General features: G+C 70.7%; 17 protein-coding genes and 1 tRNA gene. 7 read left to right on the top strand and 11 right to left on the bottom strand.

Going from position 1 to position 18938, the window contains the following annotated elements; genetic code table 11:
- Positions 1-17: 17 nt before the first annotated feature.
- Positions 18-1175, top strand: coding sequence for an NAD(P)/FAD-dependent oxidoreductase (locus FXF51_RS18205; protein ID WP_187414430.1), 1158 nt, complete (start codon positions 18-20; stop codon positions 1173-1175).
- Here the strand turns inward: FXF51_RS18205 and FXF51_RS18200 are convergent.
- Positions 1141-2028 (bottom strand): M23 family metallopeptidase, encoded by an 888-nt coding sequence (locus FXF51_RS18200; protein ID WP_187414429.1) that lies wholly within the window; start codon positions 2026-2028, stop codon positions 1141-1143. The two genes, FXF51_RS18205 and FXF51_RS18200, sit on opposite strands and share 35 nt — an antisense overlap.
- Before the next feature lie 183 nt (positions 2029-2211).
- On the opposite strand from FXF51_RS18200, the gene dnaG reads away from it, so the two are divergent.
- Together dnaG and rpoD are read left to right on the top strand one after the other, a co-directional pair.
- Positions 2212-4056, top strand: a complete 1845-nt coding sequence (gene dnaG, locus FXF51_RS18195) for a DNA primase (protein ID WP_148435670.1) — start codon at positions 2212-2214, stop codon at positions 4054-4056.
- Between the two features lie 518 nt (positions 4057-4574).
- Positions 4575-5678 carry an RNA polymerase sigma factor RpoD gene (gene rpoD / locus FXF51_RS18190; protein WP_240779826.1) on the top strand — a complete coding sequence of 368 codons (1104 nt, stop codon included), beginning with the start codon at positions 4575-4577 and terminating at the stop codon, positions 5676-5678.
- 45 nt (positions 5679-5723) lie between these two features.
- On the opposite strand, the gene FXF51_RS18185 is transcribed toward rpoD, so the two are convergent.
- The 7 genes from FXF51_RS18185 to FXF51_RS18155 are packed head-to-tail and all read right to left on the bottom strand — an operon-like array spanning position 5724 to position 14020.
- Entirely contained in the window at positions 5724-6530 is an 807-nt protein-coding gene (locus FXF51_RS18185) for a transporter substrate-binding domain-containing protein (protein WP_148435669.1), read from the bottom strand.
- Complete coding sequence (locus tag FXF51_RS18180) at positions 6527-7912, bottom strand: hypothetical protein (RefSeq protein ID WP_148435668.1); 1386 nt, start codon at positions 7910-7912, stop codon at positions 6527-6529. The genes FXF51_RS18185 and FXF51_RS18180 overlap by 4 nt, the downstream gene beginning before the upstream one ends.
- Entirely contained in the window at positions 7909-8559 is a 651-nt protein-coding gene (locus FXF51_RS18175; protein ID WP_148435667.1) for an FHA domain-containing protein, read from the bottom strand. The genes FXF51_RS18180 and FXF51_RS18175 overlap by 4 nt, the downstream gene beginning before the upstream one ends.
- Positions 8559-9845, bottom strand: coding sequence for a vWA domain-containing protein (locus FXF51_RS18170; RefSeq protein ID WP_148435666.1), 1287 nt, complete (start codon positions 9843-9845; stop codon positions 8559-8561). The genes FXF51_RS18175 and FXF51_RS18170 overlap by 1 nt, the downstream gene beginning before the upstream one ends.
- Entirely contained in the window at positions 9838-10740 is a 903-nt protein-coding gene (locus tag FXF51_RS18165) for a PP2C family serine/threonine-protein phosphatase (RefSeq protein WP_262379611.1), read from the bottom strand. Before FXF51_RS18165 ends, FXF51_RS18170 begins: the two co-directional genes overlap by 8 nt.
- Positions 10737-12857, bottom strand: a complete 2121-nt coding sequence (locus FXF51_RS18160) for a serine/threonine-protein kinase (RefSeq protein WP_148435665.1) — start codon at positions 12855-12857, stop codon at positions 10737-10739. Before FXF51_RS18160 ends, FXF51_RS18165 begins: the two co-directional genes overlap by 4 nt.
- Positions 12854-14020, bottom strand: coding sequence for a hypothetical protein (locus tag FXF51_RS18155; RefSeq protein ID WP_148435664.1), 1167 nt, complete (start codon positions 14018-14020; stop codon positions 12854-12856). The genes FXF51_RS18160 and FXF51_RS18155 overlap by 4 nt, the downstream gene beginning before the upstream one ends.
- Positions 14021-14197: 177 nt before the next feature.
- Here FXF51_RS18155 and FXF51_RS60840 point away from each other — a divergent pair, with 177 nt between their 5' ends.
- The 3 genes from FXF51_RS60840 to FXF51_RS18145 are packed head-to-tail and all read left to right on the top strand — an operon-like array spanning position 14198 to position 16133.
- Positions 14198-14356, top strand: coding sequence for a hypothetical protein (locus FXF51_RS60840; RefSeq protein WP_187414428.1), 159 nt, complete (start codon positions 14198-14200; stop codon positions 14354-14356).
- A 32-nt stretch (positions 14357-14388) separates the two neighbouring features.
- Positions 14389-15663, top strand: a complete 1275-nt coding sequence (locus FXF51_RS18150; RefSeq protein WP_187414427.1) for an amylo-alpha-1,6-glucosidase — start codon at positions 14389-14391, stop codon at positions 15661-15663.
- Positions 15660-16133 (top strand): hypothetical protein, encoded by a 474-nt coding sequence (locus FXF51_RS18145; protein WP_148435662.1) that lies wholly within the window; start codon positions 15660-15662, stop codon positions 16131-16133. The genes FXF51_RS18150 and FXF51_RS18145 overlap by 4 nt, the downstream gene beginning before the upstream one ends.
- Before the next feature lie 171 nt (positions 16134-16304).
- Here FXF51_RS18145 and FXF51_RS18140 read toward each other — a convergent pair whose 3' ends face one another.
- Positions 16305-16622 (bottom strand): YtxH domain-containing protein, encoded by a 318-nt coding sequence (locus FXF51_RS18140; RefSeq protein ID WP_148435661.1) that lies wholly within the window; start codon positions 16620-16622, stop codon positions 16305-16307.
- Positions 16623-16749: 127 nt separating this feature from the next.
- Here FXF51_RS18140 and FXF51_RS18135 point away from each other — a divergent pair.
- Positions 16750-16821 (top strand) — tRNA-Asn (locus tag FXF51_RS18135).
- 252 nt (positions 16822-17073) lie between these two features.
- Here the strand turns inward: FXF51_RS18135 and FXF51_RS18130 are convergent.
- Both FXF51_RS18130 and FXF51_RS18125 read right to left on the bottom strand, forming a co-directional pair.
- Entirely contained in the window at positions 17074-17760 is a 687-nt protein-coding gene (locus FXF51_RS18130; RefSeq protein ID WP_148435660.1) for an SMI1/KNR4 family protein, read from the bottom strand.
- 39 nt (positions 17761-17799) lie between these two features.
- A complete protein-coding gene (locus FXF51_RS18125; protein WP_148435659.1) occupies positions 17800-18702 on the bottom strand; it encodes a hypothetical protein in 903 nt (300 codons plus the stop codon).
- Positions 18703-18938: the final 236 nt, after the last annotated feature.

Below are 18938 nucleotides of genomic sequence, written 5' to 3'. Positions count from 1 at the left end.
GGGCGCATACTGCGCCCATGGCCACATATGTGATCGTCGGCGCCGGACTGGCCGGAGCGAAGGCAGCGCAGACGCTGCGCGAGGAGGGATTCGACGGCGAGATCGTGCTGATCGGCGCGGAGAGCGAACGGCCCTACGAGAGACCGCCCCTGTCCAAGGAGTATCTGCAGGGCAAGGGCGAACGGGAGAAGATCTTCGTCCACGAGCCCGGCTGGTACGCGGACAACGACGTGGATCTGCGCCTCGGCACCAAGGTCACCCGCATCGAGCCGGCTCATCACCTGGTCAGGCTGGGGGACGGGTCGCGGCAGCCGTACGACAAGCTGCTCATCGCGACCGGCGCCGTGCCCAGACGCCTGCCCGGCCCCGCCTACTACCTGCGGACCGTGGACGACAGCGAGGCGCTCAAGCGCCGCTTCGCCGAGGGCGCGGACGTGCTGATCGTCGGCGCCTCCTGGATCGGCCTGGAGACCGCGGCGGCGGCGCGCGCGGCCGGCTGCCAGGTGACCGTCGTGGAGCCCGAGCCGACCGCGCTCAACCGGGCGCTCGGCCCGGAGCTCGGCGCGCTGTTCGCCCGCCTGCACGCGAGCAAGGGCGTGAACCTGCGCTTCGGCACGGCCGCCGCGGAGATCACCGACTCAGGCGTGCGGCTCAGCTCGGGCGAGCGGCTGACGGCCGACCTCGTCGTCGTGGGCATCGGCGCCGCGCCCGAGGTCGGGCTGGCCAGGGACGCGGGGCTGGACGTCGGCCAGGGCGTCCTCACCGACTCCTCGCTGCGCACCTCGAACCCCGACGTGTACGCGGCGGGCGACGTGGCGGAGTTCTTCCACCCCCTGTACGGCCGCCGCGTCCGCGTCGAGCACTGGGCCAACGCCCTGCACGGCGGCCCGGCCGCGGCCAGGTCGATGCTGGGCCAGGAGGTCGTCTACGACCGGCTGCCGTACTTCTACACCGACCAGTACGAGCTGGGCATGGAGTTCTCCGGCGACATCGAGGGCCATGACGAGATCGTCTACCGCGGCGACCCCGAGAGCATGGAGTTCATCGCCTACTGGCTGCGCGACCGCCGCGTGATCGCCGGCATGAACGTCAACGTCTGGGACGTCGTGGACGACATCCAGGAGCTGATCAAGTCGGGCGTCACCGTCCACCCAAAGGAGCTGTCGTCGGGTTGACGATGATGACCTCGTCGTCATCGTCGTTGTTCGACGTCTTCTTGGGCTTCGGGGTCTTGCTCGGCTGCGGCTCCGACTGCGGTTGGATGGACGCGCACTGCACGGTGCACTGCGGCGTCTCGCCCAGCTTGCCGCGCAGCTTCAGCGTCTCCTCACGGGGCGACAGCGTGCGGTTGCCCTCCTGCCAGGCGTCGAGGTAGTCCCACGGCTTGACCATGCCCCTGCGGACCCACCAGAAGGCCGGGCCGGTCTTCCACGAGATCGCGAAGTAGAGGTTCGGCCCGGTGTCGCGGGCGTTGCCCGAGCGGCCCACCCGGCCGAGGAGCTGGCCGCCCTTGACCCGCGCGCCCGGCTTGATCCCGTCGGCCACCGAGTCGAGGTGGCCGCCCAAATAGCGGACGCCGTCGTCGCCGACGATCGTGACGAACCTGCCCTCGCGGGCGGAGCCGGCGTCGGTGGACGGCGACCACCTGTCCTGGACGTTGACCTCGTCCACCACGCCGCCGACGGGCGCCACGAACGCGCAGCCCTGCGGCGCCCAGATCGTCGTCTTGGGCAGCACGAGCAGCTTGCGCTGGTAGGTCGTCTTACAGCCCTTCACCGGGAAGGTGTAGGTGTACTTCGACAGCTTCGGCGGCGGCACCTTGACCGGCTCGTCGCCCTCGGGCGGCTGATCGGCCGCCATGTGCTGGGGGGTCGGGATGGTCGCCGTCACGGCGGGTGTCCCGGTCACCGGGGCGGTGGACGGCGACGTGGCGCCGACACCCGCCAGCCCGGTGGCCTGGGTGCAGGCACCGGTCAACAGCACAGCGCCCGTGACGGCCGCCCATCGTCCGACAAGCCCCGATCGCATGATCTCCACCCGTGTCACCGTTTCCACCGACAACCTTTACCTTTGTAGCCGACCCGGAGACCGCGCATCACCGGTTTCCCCCTTTAGCAGCCACGAGGTAACCTCCGCCTTCCTCCCCGCCGCGACGGTCCGGGACACCCGCGGGGAGCAGAACCGTCGGTGGGGCGGCATAGACTTCCCGGCGTGGCTGGCCGGATCCGTGATGTCGACATCGCGCTCGTACGCGAGCGTTCCCCCATCGCCGATGTGATCGGCGAGCACATCCAGTTGCGTAACGCGGGAGGCGGCAACCTCAAGGGGTTGTGCCCCTTCCACGACGAGAAGAGCCCGTCGTTCAACGTCACGCCCGAGCGCGGGATGTACTTCTGCTTCGGCTGCTCCGAGGGCGGCGACGTGATCACGTTCGTCGAGAAGATCGAGCACCTGTCGTTCAGCGAGGCCGTCGAGCGGCTGGCGCAGCGGGCCGGCATCCAGCTCCAGTACGAGCAGGGCGGCTACGTGCCCCGGCGCGACCACGGCGAGCGGGCCAGGCTGATCGAGGCGCACCGGGCGGCCGCCGAGTTCTACGCGGGCAAGCTGATGGCGCCCGACGCGTCGGCGGGGCGGCGGTTCCTGTCGGAGCGCGGGTTCGAGCGGGCCGACGCGGAGACGTTCGGGGTGGGCTACGCGCCCAACGAGTGGGAGGCGCTCAGCCGCCACCTCATGGGTCGCGGCTTCACCGCGGACGAGCTGGTGAAGGGCGGGCTGGCCAAGGAGGGCCGGCGGGGGCCGATCGACCGGTTCCGCGGGCGGCTGATCTGGCCGATCCGGGACGCCACGGGCGATGTGATCGGATTCGGCGCACGGAAGCTGCTCGATTCCGATGAGGGGCCTAAATACCTGAATACACCTGACACGCCGCTTTACAAGAAGAGCCAGGTGCTCTACGGGATCGATCTCGCGAAACGCGAGATCTCCAAGCGCGCGCAGGCCGTGATCGTCGAGGGATACACCGATGTGATGGCCTGCCATCTCGCCGGCGTGCCGACCGCCGTGGCCACCTGCGGCACCTCGTTCGGCGAGGAGCACATCAAGATCCTGCGCCGGTTCCTGCTCGACCAGGCCGAGTTCAGGGGCGAGGTGATCTTCACCTTCGACGGCGACGCCGCCGGGCAGAAGGCGGCGCTGCGGGCGTTCGCCGATGAGCAGAAGTTCGTCACGCAGACCTACGTCGCGGTGCAGAGCGACGGCCTCGACCCGTGCGACCTGCGGATCAAGCAGGGCGACGCCGCCGTGCGCGACCTGATCGCCAGCCGTGAGCCGCTGTTCCAGTTCGCGATCAGGAGCACTATCTCCCGCTACGACCTGCGCAGCAACGAGGGCAAGATCGCGGCGCTCGACGCCGCCGCGCCGATCGTGGCCGGCATCAAGGACGCCGGGCTGCGCAAGCGCTACGCCATCGACCTCGACCGCTGGCTCGGCTTCATGGACGAGCGGTTCGTCATGCAGCGCATCGCCGAGGTGGGCGGCGCCCAGCAGGGCCGTCAGCAGCGCGCGCCCAAGGCGGCGCCGGTCGATCCGAGCGTGCGCGTGGAGCGCGAGCTGCTCAAGCTGGCCGTGCAGCGCCCCGCCCTGCTCGGGCCCCGCTTCGACGCGCTCGACCCGCAGGCGTTCACCGCGCCCGACCACGTGCTGCTGCACCGGGTCATCGTCACCGCGGGCGGTCTCGCGCAGGCGGGCGCGGGCGGGCGCGAGTGGGTCGACCACCTGCTGCAGCACGCCCACGAGGAGGGCGCGCGGGCGCTGGTGACCCGGTTCGCGGTGGAGGCGATCCAGGTGGACGCGCACGCCGAGGAGCGCTACGCGGGCGACATCCTGACCGCCGCCGAGGCCATGCCGCTCGACCGGGCGATCGCGCAGGTCAAGTCGCGCATCCAGCGGCTCAACCCGGTGGAGCAGCAGCAGGAGTACAACAAGCTGTTCGGCGAGCTGGTGGCGCTGGAGCAGCAGCGCCGGGTGCTGCGCAACCGCGTCGCCGGCAGCAGTTGAACGTCCGGATAAATGTGAAATGGGCATAAGTCCTGGATAAAGGCGGTTTGTCGCGCTGTCACGCGGTGTGATCACCCCTCGGGCCCGGTAGCGGGCGTCCACGGCAAGATCGTGAAGGTGGGAGCCCCGCGGACCGCCCGCACTGCCGGGCTCCCGCACACGCTGATCGCTCTGCGTCGGTAACAGTTCTGCAGCGATCGCAGGCGCTGAACCAGGGTGGTTGACCAGGGATTTGGCGCGGTCCACGATGTGACAAAGCGCGAGGACAACGGCCTCCGGGCAGCGAAAGAGTTGCGCCCGGCCCATCGGCGTCGCCGGGCGCGTGAATCCAGATCGCGTAATTGGCTTTACTATCCTGATCAAAGTCGTGCTAAACCTTTTGGCGATCTCAATTCGGCAAAGACGATCGTCTTACCTTCGGTGACAAAAATGGGTCTGCCATTTGATGGAACCAATACTGCAGACTGTCTCCCGTGGGTGCATCGGTGCTGCCAAGTGGACCGCCATCCGTAGATCAGGTGGCGGACCTCGTCGCGAAGGGAAGGGAGCGCGGGAGCGTAACCGTCGATGACGTCGCAGCCGCGCTTGACCGATCCGAGCTGCCGTCCGACGCGCTGGAACGCGTCGTACGCATGCTCGCCGAGAACGGCGTGGAGGTCCTCGAGCCCCAGGGCGACGAGGAGACCACCCGCGCCGATGAGGAAGACGTAGGCAAGCGGGCGCCGACCAGCGATCTGGTCCGTATTTATCTGCGGGAGATCGGCCGAGTGCCCCTGCTGACCGCTGAGGAGGAGGTGGAGCTCGCCAAGTCGATCGAAGCCGGCCTGTTCGCCGAGGACAAGCTGGCCAACGGGGTCTCGCGTCTGGCCTTCCCGGAGTTCAGGGAGCTCGTCTGGCAAGGCACCCGGGCCAAACAGCGGCTCATCGAAGCCAACCTCAGGCTCGTGGTGTCGATCGCCAAGCGGTACGTGGGCCGCGGCATGCTCTTCCTGGACCTGATCCAGGAGGGCAACCTCGGGCTCATCCGGGCAGTCGAGAAGTTCGACTACACGAAGGGCTACAAGTTCTCCACCTACGCCACCTGGTGGATCAGGCAGGCGATCACCCGGGCGATCGCCGACCAGGCGCGGACCATCCGCATCCCGGTTCACATGGTGGAGACCATCAACAAGCTCGTCAGAGTCCAGCGCCAGCTCCACCAGGACCTCGGCCGCGAGCCGATCCCCGAGGAGATCGCCAAGGAGATGGACCTCCCGGTGGACCGGGTGGTGGAGATCCAGCGCATCGCCCAGGAGCCGGTGTCGCTGCAGTCGCCGATCGGCGAGGAGGACTCCGACCTCGGAGACTTCATCGAGGACGCCGACGCTGTCGTGCCCATGGAGGCCGCCGCCTTCATCATGCTGCAGGACCAGCTCGACGACATCCTGGCCACGCTGTCCGATCGCGAGCAGCGCATCATCCAGCTCCGCTTCGGCCTGGCCGACGGGCATCCGCGCACGCTGGAGGAGGTGGGCAGGGAGTTCGGCGTCACACGTGAGCGCATTCGCCAGATCGAGTCGAAGACGCTGGCCAAGCTCCGCCACCCGACGCGCGCGCAGATGTTGCGGGACTACCTGGACTGACCGCGAAGGAGGGGACGGCCCGCCGGGGCCGTCCCCTCCGCACGTTCAGGAGCAGCCCTCGAACTGTGGCACCGCGACGATGCCGCGCCTGAGCCACGCCTCCCCGAACCACTTGCGCAGCAGCTTCTGCGCCGTCCCGTCCTGGTACATGCGGGTGATCGCCCGGTTGACCGCCTCGCACCCCGGCACGTCGCCCTTGGCCAGGCCGACCCCCGTACGCTGCTCGTTGAACAGCGCGTTGGCCAGCCGCAGCCCCGACCCGTCCTGCTTGGCCAGCCCGGCCAGGATGACGTCGTTCGTGGTGACCGCGTCCACCTGATCGCTCTTCAGCGCCGCCAGGCAGCGGTTGTAGTCGGGGAACGGCACGACCTCCGCCTTCACCCCGCGCTCCGTCACCACCCGCTGGGCCGCGTTCGAGCCCTGCACCTCGCAGATCCTGCGCCCCTCCAGGTCGCGCACGTTCGCGATCCGCTCGTCAGGCCGGATCAGGATGTCCTGGTAGGAGATGTGGTACGGGCCCGCGAACAGCACCCTGCGCTTGCGGTCCTGGTCGATCGTGAACGTGGCCACCACCAGGTCGGCCCGCCCGTCGATGAGCACCTTCTCCCGCTGCGCGGCCAGCACGCCGAGGAAGGTGACCTCCTTGCCCAGCTTGTCCGCCAGGTAGCGGGCCACATCGACGTCGAAGCCCTCGAACGTGCCGTCGCCCTTGCGGAACCCGACCGACGGCAGGTCCGAACGGACCCCGATGACCAGCTCGTCCTTGTCCAGGATCGACTCCTGGCCGCCCACCCCGCAGCCGGCGACCGCGACGCAGGCGAGCAGCAGCAACACCGCGAGAACCCGCTTCACCTGTACTCCTTGAGTCGTGGCCACACGCCCGCCACCATCAGCGCCCCGATCGCGCCGATGGCGAACGGCAGCAGCCGCCACAGGTTGTCCAGCGCGCCCTCACCGCTCTCGATCGAGCGCTCGAACACCTTCTGATGCGTGGCCGCCAGCTCCGTCAGCTCCCGGTCGTAGGCGTCGAACGCCGTCCTGACCCCCGCCAGCCGCTCGGCGACCGCCTCGTTCGTCCTGCCGCCCGTGGCGAGGTCGCGGAAGGCCTTGTCGGCCGCCTGGAAGCTCCGGTACGCCGCGGCCACCTCCGTGCCCTGCTTGCCGACCAGCTCGGGCCCCAGCAGCCCCAGGTAGCCGGTCGAGTGGCCGGCCACCGCGCCGTGATAGGTCGGCAGGTTGCCCGCCTCGATGTACATGACGGCCAGCGACCGGTCCAGGTAGGTGTGCTCGTAGGTGTCGGCCCGCTCCTTGTCCAGCAGGTAGCGGCTCTGGTCGCCCTGCATGCTGTTGCTGATCGCCCGCGCCTTGGCCAGCGTCAGCACCGAGTCGAACCCGGCCGACTTGGCCGCGCGCAGGTGCTCCTCGTCCTGCGCGAGCGCGCTCGCCCCGATGAACAGCGCCGCCGCGGTCGTCACCGTCGCGACGATCAGCGCGGGCCCGAAGACCCGGCGGAAGCGCCGCGCCAGGAAGAGCTGCAACCACAGCAGGCAGCCCAGCGCCACCAGCCCGGCCAGCACGACCGCGACGCGCACCAGCGGCGCCACGACGGTCTGCGCGTCGTAGGTGGCGCGCACGATCGTGCCGCTCTCCAGCGTCAGGTTGTAGGCCTGCGGCAGCAGCACCATCCGCATCAGGTCGGTGGCCTCGCGGTAGGTACGCACCACCTCCTCGGGCGGCGGGCCGGGCGCGTGCTTGGACTGCTCGTTCAGCAGCAGCGCCCGGCCGGCCAGCCGCTCGTAGCGGCCGAGCCCGTCGAGCACCGACTGCACGGTGGCGCGTTCGGCCGCGTTGTCGCCCGACAGCTCGAACGCCTGCAGCAGCGTCCGGTTGGCCTGGGCCCGCTGCTGCTCGTACCTGGCCAGCGCGCCCCCGCGCTGCTCCGCGTACGCGTCGCCCATCACGAGCACGTTGGCGACCTGCGCGTCCATGTCGCTCAGCGCCAGATAGAGCCCGGCGGTGGCGACCACCTGCGGCCCCGCGTCGCGGCCGATGACCCGCAGCCCCTCGCGGGCGCTGGAGCTGCCGACCGCGAGCGCGGCGAAGAGCAGGGCCAGCGAGGCGACCGTGATGCCGGAGATGACCCGGATCCTGCCGGGCACGCTGCGCTGCCGCACCGGCGCGGGAGAGGGAGCGGCGGGGACGGGAGAGGACGTCGAGGTCCGCACCACGGTCACGGCGTGCCCTCCCTGATCGTGATGACCGTCCAGGCGCCCAGGTGGATCCGGTCTCCCGGGCCGACCATGACCGGCACGTTGATCTTGAGCGTCTTGCCGTTGACCTGCGTGCCGTTCGCCGAGCCCGGGTCCACCAGCATCCAGGTGCCGTCCGGCTGGGCCAGCAGCACGGCGTGCAGGTGCGAGACGCCCGGGTCCTCGGGCGGGCCGGACAGGTCGATCTCCGGCTGCAGGTTCCTGGCGCGGCTGCGCCGCCCGATGCGTACCTGCTCGCCGTGCAGCGCGAACGACCGCTCGGGACAGTACGGCGGGAACGCCATCGCGGCGGCGTCAGGGCCGCCCTCGGCGATCACCTTCTCGTAGTACGTGCGGTCGGAGGCGGTCACCGCCTCCCAGCGCGCCCCCACGCCGGCCCCCGCGGCGGGCGCCTGGGCGGGGGCGGCGCCGGTGTAGTCGTGGCCGCACACCTCGCAGAAGTGCCCGGCGCGCGGCGTCCGGCAGATCGGGCACGCCTCGGCCGGCTGGGACGGCGCGGCGGCCGGTGCGGCCGGCTGGGAGGCGGGCTGCGGGGCGCCGGCGAGCTGGGTGCCGCAGACGTCGCAGTAGTCGTCGGCGCCCGACTGGTGCCCCTGCGGGCAGGTCGCCATCAGCTTCCTTCCTTACGCAGCCGGCTCGTCCGCACCGAGCCGGTGTCCAGCTCGATCTCGTCGGCCTTGTCCACGTTCCTGCGCAGCCGTGCCGTGCCCGTGGCCGGATCGACCTCCACGACCTTGTCCAGCAGCCTGGCGGTGTCCTCCCGGCCCGACTCCTCGGCGAGCTGCCGCGCCTTGGCCAGGCGGGCGGTGGCGGTGTCCACGTCGCCCATGGCGCGCAGGCTCAGTCCGTCCTGGATCAGCTCGTGCAGCTCGGCCTGGCCCGTGTAGTGGGCGACCTTCCTGTTGATGCGGGTGGACTGCGCAAGGTCGTCGGTCCACTGCGCCAGCACGTTGCCGCTGGCCACGACCTCCTGCGTGTCGGGGCGCACCAGCTTGACCCAGCCCGCCCTGATCTCCTGCCCGATCTGGCCGGGTGGCACCTCGACGCAGATGTGGTACTCGCGCTCCTCCGTGCCCCAGGAGCCGGTCGGGTAGTCGCCGGTCAGCGGGTTGACGTCGGCGCGCTTGCCGGTCAGGTCGAGCAGCGTGGGGGAGACCTGCTTGACGAACTTGAGCTGCGCCGTCTGCGGCACCCACACCCGCAGCGACAGCTCGGCCACGGTCTTGCTCATCGAGGTCTGCGTGAGCCGCCGGAAGAACTCCGGCAGATCCCCCTGGTTGCGGACGAAGTCAAACGTGCCCAGCATCGCCTCGGCCACCTTGCGCAGCTCGGCGGGCACCCAGTCGTCGCCGACGCCCAGGCTGTCGCAGACGAACTTGCCGCTCCAGCCCGCCAGCACCGAGGCGAACACCTCGGGCCGCTCGTTGTTCTGCCCGTCGGTCATCAGCAGCGCGTGCCTGATCGCCGAAGGGTGCGCGGTGAGCAGGTGGCCGGCCAGCTTGAGCCACTCGCCGATCGCGGTGCCGCCGTGCGCGCTCAGCCTGCTGATCGCCCGCTCCGCCTCGGCCCTGGTCGCGGGGCTGGCCCTGACCAGATTCGCGTTGCCACCGGGGTAGACGACCTGGGCGCGCTCCGTGCCCGCCACCACCGCGAAGTGCACACCGTCGCGCAGCGTCCGCACGGCAGTGGCCGCCGCCTGCCGGGCCTCGCGGATCTTGCTGCCGCTCATCGAGCCCGACGTGTCAATGATGATCACTTCGGCCGCCTCGGCGGGCGCCGCCTGGACGGTCGCCCCGCCCGTGGAGCCGATGGTGAGGATGGCGTGCACCTCACGGCCGTCAAGGGGGAGGTACTTGTTCTGGTCGATGTTCAGCGTGAAAGCGGGCTGGTCACCCATGCGCTTCTCCTAGGGGGATCAAGGCGATCGTCACGTTGTCCTGGCCGCCGCGGCCCAGCGCGTGTCGCAGCATCTCGCGGGCCATCTCCAGGGGGGTCCCCGTGGTGGGAAAGTCGTAGCCGTCCAGGTAGCGCCACAGGCCGTCGCTGCAGATCAGCAGCAGCCCCGGCGTACCAGGAGGGAGCGTGCGTACGTGCGGGCCCGCGTCCTCGGCGTCGGCGCCCAGCCACGCGGTGATCTCGCCGGTCTCCACCGCGTCGTCCCGCGTCAGCGGCGTGCCCGAGGGCAGCAGGTACGCGCGCGTGTCACCGGCCCAGGCCAGCGAGACCGCGCCGTCCCGCCCGGCCACGGCGGCGATGTAGGTGCAGGCGGGGGCGTCGTCCACGGAGGTCGCCAGCTTGGTCACGGCGCGGCCCGCCAGCTCGAACGCCTCCTCGTGCGACAGGCCCCTGGCCAGGGCGGCCGAGGCGGTCTCGACGGCCGCCGCCGAGGCCTCGTCGGCCCTGGGTGAGCTGCCCACGCCGTCGCACACCACGGTGACCGTGGCGCCGCCGGACTCCAGCAGCGCCACCGCGTCCTCGTTCCTGCTGCGCCGCAGCCCCTTGTCGGTCAGCGCCGCCGCACCCCGGCCCGAGGCTCCGGCGAGCACGATCTCGGCGTGGTCGCGGCCGGTGGGCTGGCGGGCGCCGCACCGCTCGCAGTACCCCTCAGGGTCCACGGCCGCCGCGCCGCAGGAGGCGCACGCCGGGGCGCCCAGGGCGTGGCCGCACGCCTCGCAGTAGGTGTCGCCCGCCAGCACGGGCGCCTCGCACACCGGGCACACGCCCGCGCTCCCGCTCACGGCCCCGCCCTCGCTCACGGCCCCAGCCTCGCTCTTGGCCCCGTCCCTGGTCACAGCCACGTCCTCGGTCGCACGGCGTTCGCCTGGTCGATCAGCGCGTGCCGTTCCCTGCGGGAGTCGGCCGCCACCGCCAGCCGCCGGAAGAGGGACTCCAGCCGCCGCCGCAGCCCCGTCTCGGTGAACGGCGCGTCGGCCAGCCGCAGGTCCTTGGGCGGCGGGTTGCTCTCCAGCCACGCCAGCGCCCCGCCCAGCACCTCCGCGACGAGCAGGTCACGGCGGCGCGGGTCGAGATCGGCCTGCTGCGACACCCGCTCGACCGCGCCCACCAGGTCGGCGGGCCGCACCGCGCTCACGTCGGGCCGCCGCACCACCGAGGCCGCCAGCGCCACCTGCGCCGCCACCCGGTAGACCGACGTGGCGGGCACCTCGTCCAGCGTGCCCGTCCGGCCCGACCGGGCCAGCCCGAACGCCGCGCTCACGTAGGTCCTGTCGGTCCGCCAGACCAGGTCGTACCAGGGGGCGGCCGGCTTGCCCGCGCTCTCCAGCGCGAACGCCAGCGCCAGCTTGGGCGCCGTCTCGCCGGGCAGCGCCGACAGGCACCCGTCGAACTGCCGCACCGCCTCGTCCGCCTGCCCGGTGGACATCGCCAGCACCCCCCGGTACCAGGCGAGCCGCCAGTCGCCGGGCAGCTCGCGGTCCAGCTCGTGCAGCGCGACGGGCGTCTCGGCCGCGCCCGACTCGGCGAGCAGCCTGACCCGCATGAGCTTGGTCTCGGGGGTCTGGGGCATCGCGGCGAGCTGGTCGATCAGCTCCCTGCCGTCGCGCCCGATCAGCCCCGCCAGTGAGCCGGCCGCCGGGTCGAGCGGGTCCACCAGCGGCACCGGCAGCGCCCGCGCCACCGCCACCGGGTCGAGCGGCCCGAACACCTCGGTGTCCGACTCCGCCAGCGCCGTCCCGACCGCCCTGCGCTCGGGCCCGAACAGCGTGGAGAGCGCCGGGTACGGCACCCCGTCCTCCAGCGCGCTGACCTCACGCAGCACGCCGACGAGCTGCTCCTCCATCTCCTCGGCGCTCTGGAACCGCTCGGCCGGGTCCACGGCGGCCGCCTTGTGCAGCAGCCGGGTGAACGACGGGTGCCCGCAGTCGTCCGGCAGCGGGCAGGCCACGCCGCCCTTGGCCGGGCTCCAGCCGGGGACCGCCAGCACCGTCAGCGTCCTGGCCACGGTGTAGAGGTCGGTGTTCACCGACGACGGCCTCGTGTCCAGCTCGGGAGCGTGGTAGCCGATCGTGCCCCACGACGAGCCCACCGGCGAGCCGAACGGCTGCACCGCGCCCATGTCGATGAGCTTGAGCCGCTTGCCGACCCTGATCACGTTCGCGGGCTTGAGGTCGCAGTAGACCTTCTGGTTCTCGTGCATGTACGCGAACGCGTGCAGGATCTCCCTGCCGTACATGAGCACCTCGCGCAGCGGCAGCGTGCCCTGGCGGCGCAGCTCGTGCAGGGACTGGCCGCCGACGTACTCCATGACGATGTAGCCGTGGCCGGACGAGCGCTGGAAGTTGTGGATCTTGACGATGTTCGGGTGGTCGAGCGTGGTCAGGAACTTGCGCTCGGCCTCGGCCGCCGCGATCGCCTCCGGGTCCATCGTGTTGAGCAGGCCCTTCAGCACCACCCAGCGGCCGTCGAGGTTCTCGTCGGAGGCCAGGTAGATCCAGCCGAGCCCGCCGTGCGCCAGGCAGCCCAGCACCCGGTACTGGCCGGCCACCAGGTCGCCCTTGTCCAGCTTCGGGGTGAAGGAGAACTGCGTGCGGCAGTGCGGGCAGAACCCGTCCGTCAGCCCCGGGCGCCCGTCCCTGGAACGTCCGACCGGCTCGCCGCACGCCGGGTTGGCGCAGAACCGCTTGTCCTCGGGCACCTCCGGCTTGGCCATGACGGCGCTCGCCGGGTCGCGGTAGGGGACGGACGGCAGGTCGGCGACGGTGGCCAGCACGCCGGCCCGCGACCGGCCACTGCTCACCGGCCCGCTCATCGGCCTGCTGCCCACCGGCTGGGTCTGAACGGTTACGGAGGGTGCCGAGGGGATCGAGGGCGCGACCGCGGCGTTGCCGCAGAGGTCGCAGTAGCCCTCCTCGATCGTCCCCGTGCAGCCGGGCTGCGCGCAGCGGGTCATCGCTTACCTCCGGAGATCGCGCGCTGGTAGTTCTCGACGGCCGCGGCCGCCCTCGTCAGGTCGCAGGGCGCGCTCCACAACAGGGCGCGCGCCCGCTCGTACAGCTCCATGGCGGCCGGGTCCTCGGCCAGGCCCTTGCGGACGGCCATCACCTGGCAGGCGCCGAGCCTGCCGCGCAGCTCGTCGCGCCGGCCGACCAGCCCATAGAGCGCCTTCGCCGTGGTCAGTGCCTGCTCGGCGGCCGTACGGGCGTTCTCCTCCAGGGCCGACAGCCGCTTGGCGCGCTGCACCCAGGTGTCGGCGGAGGCGTCGAGCGCGTCCAGCGCCCCGGCCAGCCCGTCCACCTTGCTGCGCGGCTGCGCCTGGGGCGGCAGGGCGATCTTCACGACGACCGCGCCGTGCGCCAGCCTGGTCTCGCTCTCGGCCGCCCGCACCCGGTCGAGCTCGGCCAGCAGGTTCTCGCGGCGCCGGGCGTACTCACCCTTGACCACGCACGCCAGCTCGACCTCCGCGCGGACGCCGGCCAGCAGCCTGGCCAGCCGGTCCAGATCCTGCTCGACGGAGGGGCCGAGCGGGTCCTCGACCACCGCGGCGCGGATCCGCCGCAGCTCCGCCTCCTGGCCGGACAGGTCGGCCGCCTCGCCCAGCTCCCGCTCCAGCTCCCTGACCTTGCGCAGGTCGGCCTCGGCGTCGTCGAGGCGGGGCAGCACGGACGTCCACACGGCGTCGATGTCGTTCAGCGTGCCCGTGACCTCGCGGAAGGCGGTGTCCATCCGCGTCACGGCCTCGTCCAGCGTCAGCCGCTCGTCCGCCTGCGGAAGCAGCGAGCGCTGCTCGACCGGCTTGGCCGCGGCGCGCACCACCACGCAGGCGCCGCCCAGCAGCTCGGTCAGCCGGGCGAGCTGGTCGGCGCCCAGCCGGGCACGCGTCGCCCTGACCTGCTCCGCCTCGCGCAGCACCGCGCGGTAGGCGTCGTTCAGCGACCACAGCGTGGTCAGCGCCTCCTGGGCCGCGGCCCAGCGCCGCTCGGTCGCCCCCCGTAAGGAAGCGCCCCTGATCAGCTGGTAGGTGGTGTGCGATTCGAGATCGAGCAGGTCGCCTGAGATGCGGTCGCGCTCGTCGGCGCGGGCACGGAGCGCATGCTCTGCGCCTTCCCTGCTCATTGGTGGTCCCAGGCTCATCACGCTCCCCGTGAAGAGGCCCCCCGATGCCCCGTTTATACCCGCCCAACGGTGGTCGCGCGGGCTTTAGTTCCTTTGGCTCGGGGGGACCCCTGACTTGTCCCTGATTGAACCCCGGGTCGCCTGCAAACCGCTTAACGATCTCTTAGCGTCGTAGGCATGGGACGCATACTTCTGATCGTCGCGGCCGTCGTCGCCGCGCTCGTGCTGCTCGGCCCCCTGGTGGGCTTCGCTCTCACGCTGCTCAAGTGGGGGCTCGTGATCGGCGCCGTGGTGCTCGGCGTCATGTTCCTGTCGAAGTGGCTGAAGAGGACATAGCTTCCTGACAGATCCCCAGTCATAGTTGGGTGATGGAGGCGCGGCCCGCGGTAGACGATGCCGCGCTCGGGCGTGAGGCGCTGGCCGTGCTCGAGGCGAACTGGACGGGCGCTGGCACCGTGCCCGCACCAGGGCTCTATCCCCACCAGTGGAGCTGGGACTCCGCGTTCGTCGTCATCGGCCTGGCCAGGCATCGGCCGGACCGGGCCCGCGACGAGCTGCTCAGCCTGCTGCGCGGGCAGTGGGCGACAGGCATGGTGCCGCACATCGTCTTCCACACGCGTGAGGCGTACTTCCCGGGGCCGTCCGTGTGGCGCTCGCAGGAGAACGACGCCGCGCCACAGGTGCTCACCTCGGGCCTCACCTCGCCGCCGCTGCACGCGCTGGCGCTGTGGTGGTTCTACCGGCACACGGGCGACGCCGCGTTCGTCAGGAAGGCGTTCCCCGCATTGGCGGCGCAGCACGCTTACCTCTCCTCGGCGCGCGACCTCGGCGGCGCGGGACTCGCCGCGATCGTGCACCCCTGGGAGTCGGGCATGGACGACAGCCCCGCCTGGGACGCGCCGCTCGACGCGCTGCCCGTGATCAGGTACGGCTACCGCAACGTCGAGATGGACGAACGCCACCCCGACAGCGACCACGACCGCTACGTCTGGCTGGCCATGCGCTACCGCGATGCCGGATACAGCCCCGAGTACCTGCGCGACGAGCACCCGTTCGCCGTCGAGGACCCCATGTTCAACGGCATCTGGCTGGCCTCCTGCCAGGCCATGGCCGAGCTGGCCCCGCTGGCCGGCGCCGACCCCGTACCGCACGCCGAGCACGCCGAACGCCTCAGGCAGGCCATCCTCGACCGCCTCTGGGACGGCTGCTTCTACGCCAGGGACCTGCGCGCCGGGCGGCTCATCCGCGTGTGCACCGTCGGCGCCTTCGGCCCCCTCCTCGACCCCGGCCTCCCCGCCGACCGCCTGCACGCCGCCGTCGAGGTGCTGGAGTCGGCCAGGTTCATGGGCGCCACCGGCTACCCCGTGCCGAGCTGCGAGATCCGCGCCTCCCAGTTCGACCGCACCCGGTACTGGCGCGGCCCCTCCTGGGTGAACACCAACTGGCTGCTGCGCCGCGCCGCCGCCGTCCACTCCCTCGACCACCTCGGCCAGCAACTCACCAACGGCACCCTGCGCCTGGTCCGCCAGGCCGGTTTCCGCGAGTGCTTCGACCCCTTCGACGGCAGCGGCCGGGGCTGCAGGGACTTCTCCTGGAGCGCGGCGCTGACCCTGGATCTGCTCGCCGATACCGTAGGGGAATGAGCATCTTTCGCCGCCTGCCCGCCGAAGTGCGCAAATCCCTCGCCGTGGAGCGGGGGGAGCGGGTGCTGGCCTTCGCCCAGGGCGCCGACGGTCATGTGGTGGCCACCAACCTCGCGCTGCACCTGTCGGACGGGACGCGGGTGCCGTACGAGGAGATCGACAAGGCCTCCTGGGACGAGGAAGGCGTGCGGGTGCTCACCACCGACGGCGCGCGTCACTTCGAGCGGATCACCGAGCCGCGCATGCTGCCCGAGACCGTGCGGGAGCGGGTCAACTCCACCATCGTGGTCAACAAGCACGTCAGCCTGCCCGGGAGGGGCGGGGTGCGGCTGGTGGCCCGGCGCCCGCCCGGGGGTGAGGTGCTCGGCTGGACCCTCGTCTTCGACGACGGCCTCGATCCTGCGGACCCGGGGTTGCGGGCGCAGGCCGAACAGGCCCTGGAGGGCGTACGGCGGAGCATGGGCGTCTGAGACCCTCCCCACGCACGCGGCGGCGCCCGGGCGTCCGACCTTGGCCGTCCGGGTCCCAAGTTCCGGTCCCCACGGCGGTGAGCGGCATGAGCCCGGGTCTCAGGCGTGCGGGGGTGTGAGGCCTGTCATGCCCATGCCGCTCCCGCTTGTGCGCGTCAGATCAGCAGACGATCAGTAGGGGATGCCGCTCTCACGGGCCTTCTGGTCCGCGACGTCCTCGCCGGGCCAGCCGGTGCCCGTCTCGGGCTGATGCCCGTCAGAGTGCAGGAACGGGATCCGCTGCTGCAGCGTGCCCCCCACCTTCGACCTGGCCATCCCGGCGAACCTTGACGCCTGCGCCCCGACCACCCCGGCCACTTCCTGCACCCGGGGATTGTCGGCGACCCGCTGCGCCGTCCGCTTGATCTGCTCGTACCGTTCGCGTCCAGCCCGGCTGCCCAGCACGTACCCGACAGCCAGACCAACAGCGAATGTCATCCGATATCGCATCTTGCACCTCCGCTGTCTCCGGGCCTACCCCGCTCGCGATGCGACACGCACTCTCCGAGTGCGCTAATCTATTCCTGCGCACGACGAAGGGGCCGACGGCCCTGGCGAAGTGGGCAAACAAGTTCGATCCCGCGTAGCTCAACGGCAGAGCAGCCGGCTGTTAACCGGCAGGTTATAGGTTCGAGTCCTATCGCGGGAGCGTCACAGCTCAGGCCCTCACCTCTGGCGACAGAGGCGAGGGCCTGAGTCGTTTCGGATGCCGGGTGCCCGCAAGGGTCGGCAAGGCGAGCGCGCGACGCGACCTCGGACCAAGAGGGACGGCAGCCGCCCTTCAGGCCCCAGCGCCGTGCCTGCGGCGGGGCGTTCCGGCTCCTCTGCGCCATCGGCCGGTAACGCAAGGTCTCCGTAGAAGGACTCGACGTGCGTGCGCGAGTCGTGCTGACGAGCCGGATCAGGCGGGCTCTGGCGCAGCGCCGGTCTCGGCGTCGGTTGCTCCCCGCCATTCTCCTGTCTTCGCGTCCTGGAGGAGCCACGGCTGCCGAAGAGTGCCTTCGGTCCATCGATGCAGCCACTCGGCGAAACTCAGGTGCTGGGGAAACAGCGACACATGGAAGTTGTCGCTCGGGGCGGGGTTGGGGTCGATCGCCCATATCGCAGCGCTCGGGTCGCCGCAGTCGACGTAGGAAGCGATTCCGCAGCCCCAGTGGCAGAGCAGCAGCAGCGACTCGCCCCTTGCTCTCCATGGTTCAGGCCAGTCCTGCTGGTGATCGCTGAGGACGCCTTGCAGGGGTTCGAAGCCATGGGCAGGGCCGAAGCCTCCGTCGCCCAGCTCGAGGTAGCAGCGGCGCAGCAGGGGCGGCATGGGGTGCCCGAGGAGCGCCTCGCACTCGTTCACCGCTGCGACGGAGGCCGGCTGCAAAGGCGGCAGCGGCGCGAACCAGCCAGCAGCTTGCGCTGCGCGGTGTTCAGGAGTGCCTCGCCAGTACAACCGCTGGAGCCGACCGTCAGGAGCGTGCGTGAAAGCTCCACCTTCTTCCGTGTCGACGTCGACTCCGGGCAGTCCGACTCTCTCATCCAGGTAGTCACCTGCCTCCACCCGGGCGCGCACTGCCTCGAACACCAAGTCATCGTTGATCATGCGGCAACGATGCCGCACAGGACTGACAGTCCAAGCCTTCTACGAGGTTTCTTGATCCCTGCGAGGCATGACCTCGTAGCTGAGGTCGCCATCCACGTGAACCACGCGCACGTACGTGTCCTCCCCGAGGCCTTCCATCACCTCGTTCGTGAGCTCGGCAGCATGGTGGCCGGTCCAGCAGATGGGTGTGTCTGTTGCTCGGCCTGTCAGATAAGCCACACCTCGCCGGCCTTCGCAGATCGAATAGCTCGCCTCTCGCCAGCTCGCCCCCATCGTGCACAAAGGAGCGGGTTGATCCTCGTCCAGGCATTCGGTCATCGCCTGGCGCCATGGAGCGTCGCACGTGGCCGCGCTGCGGAAAACTCCGTCATTGACGTCGCGGAGACAATAGATCCTCATCCGCTGGCCGAAAGCGCATTCATCGGGAGATAGTTCTGCGGCTGCGCAGGTGAGGAACTTGCCGAGCAGGTCTGCGCATTCGACCTTCAGCGAGCGGCAGACGCTCAGCACCTCAAGATAGGTGCCGCAGAACGGGTCGCTTCCGCTACGGTCATCGCGGCACTCATAATAGGAACGCCGTAGGTCGCCGCAGTCGACGAAAGGGTCGCCGTATGACCCGGGGCACCTCAGGTATTCTCGTTCGCCGGCCGCGCAGACCTGGTCGGAGCGGGCAGGAGTTCCTGTGCGGCAGGACAGATAGGAGCCGGCCGAGGTGTCGCACATCCTCGGGGTGACAGCGTTCGACTGTTCGCCGGCTGTGCATTCGAACCAGACGATCAAAGCGCGATGGCACATGATGTCCGCGGTCTTGACCTGGTGCTGCTTCATGCATGCGTCGAATATGGGCGCCGCCTTGTATCCGGGGTCCGCCTTGCGGCAGTCCAGCCCTCTGGGCCCGTTCCCCGCCGGGCATTCCTCATCAGCCGCGACGTCCTCGTTCATTTCGTACCAGGCCGGTTCTGGCGGCGGAACCTTCGATATGGAGACCGCAGGGGCGCAGGCGGTGAGCATTGCGATGAAGAGGAGAACGGCCAGCTCGTTCCGGGAGCGGTGCCTCGCTGACCTCATCGATTCCTCCTCCGCGAGCGCGCCGCACGCGGGACCAAGCAAACCACCTCTGGTGTGTGGCGGGAAAGACGGTCCTGAACTGGTTCTCGCGTCGGCGAGCGGCATACCGG

The organism is Nonomuraea sp. PA05, assembly GCF_008086045.1.
GTDB classification, from domain to species: Bacteria; Actinomycetota; Actinomycetes; order Streptosporangiales; family Streptosporangiaceae; genus Nonomuraea; species Nonomuraea monospora.
Note: the sequence above shows the minus strand (reverse complement) of the source record. Positions and strands in the feature narration are given on the sequence as shown.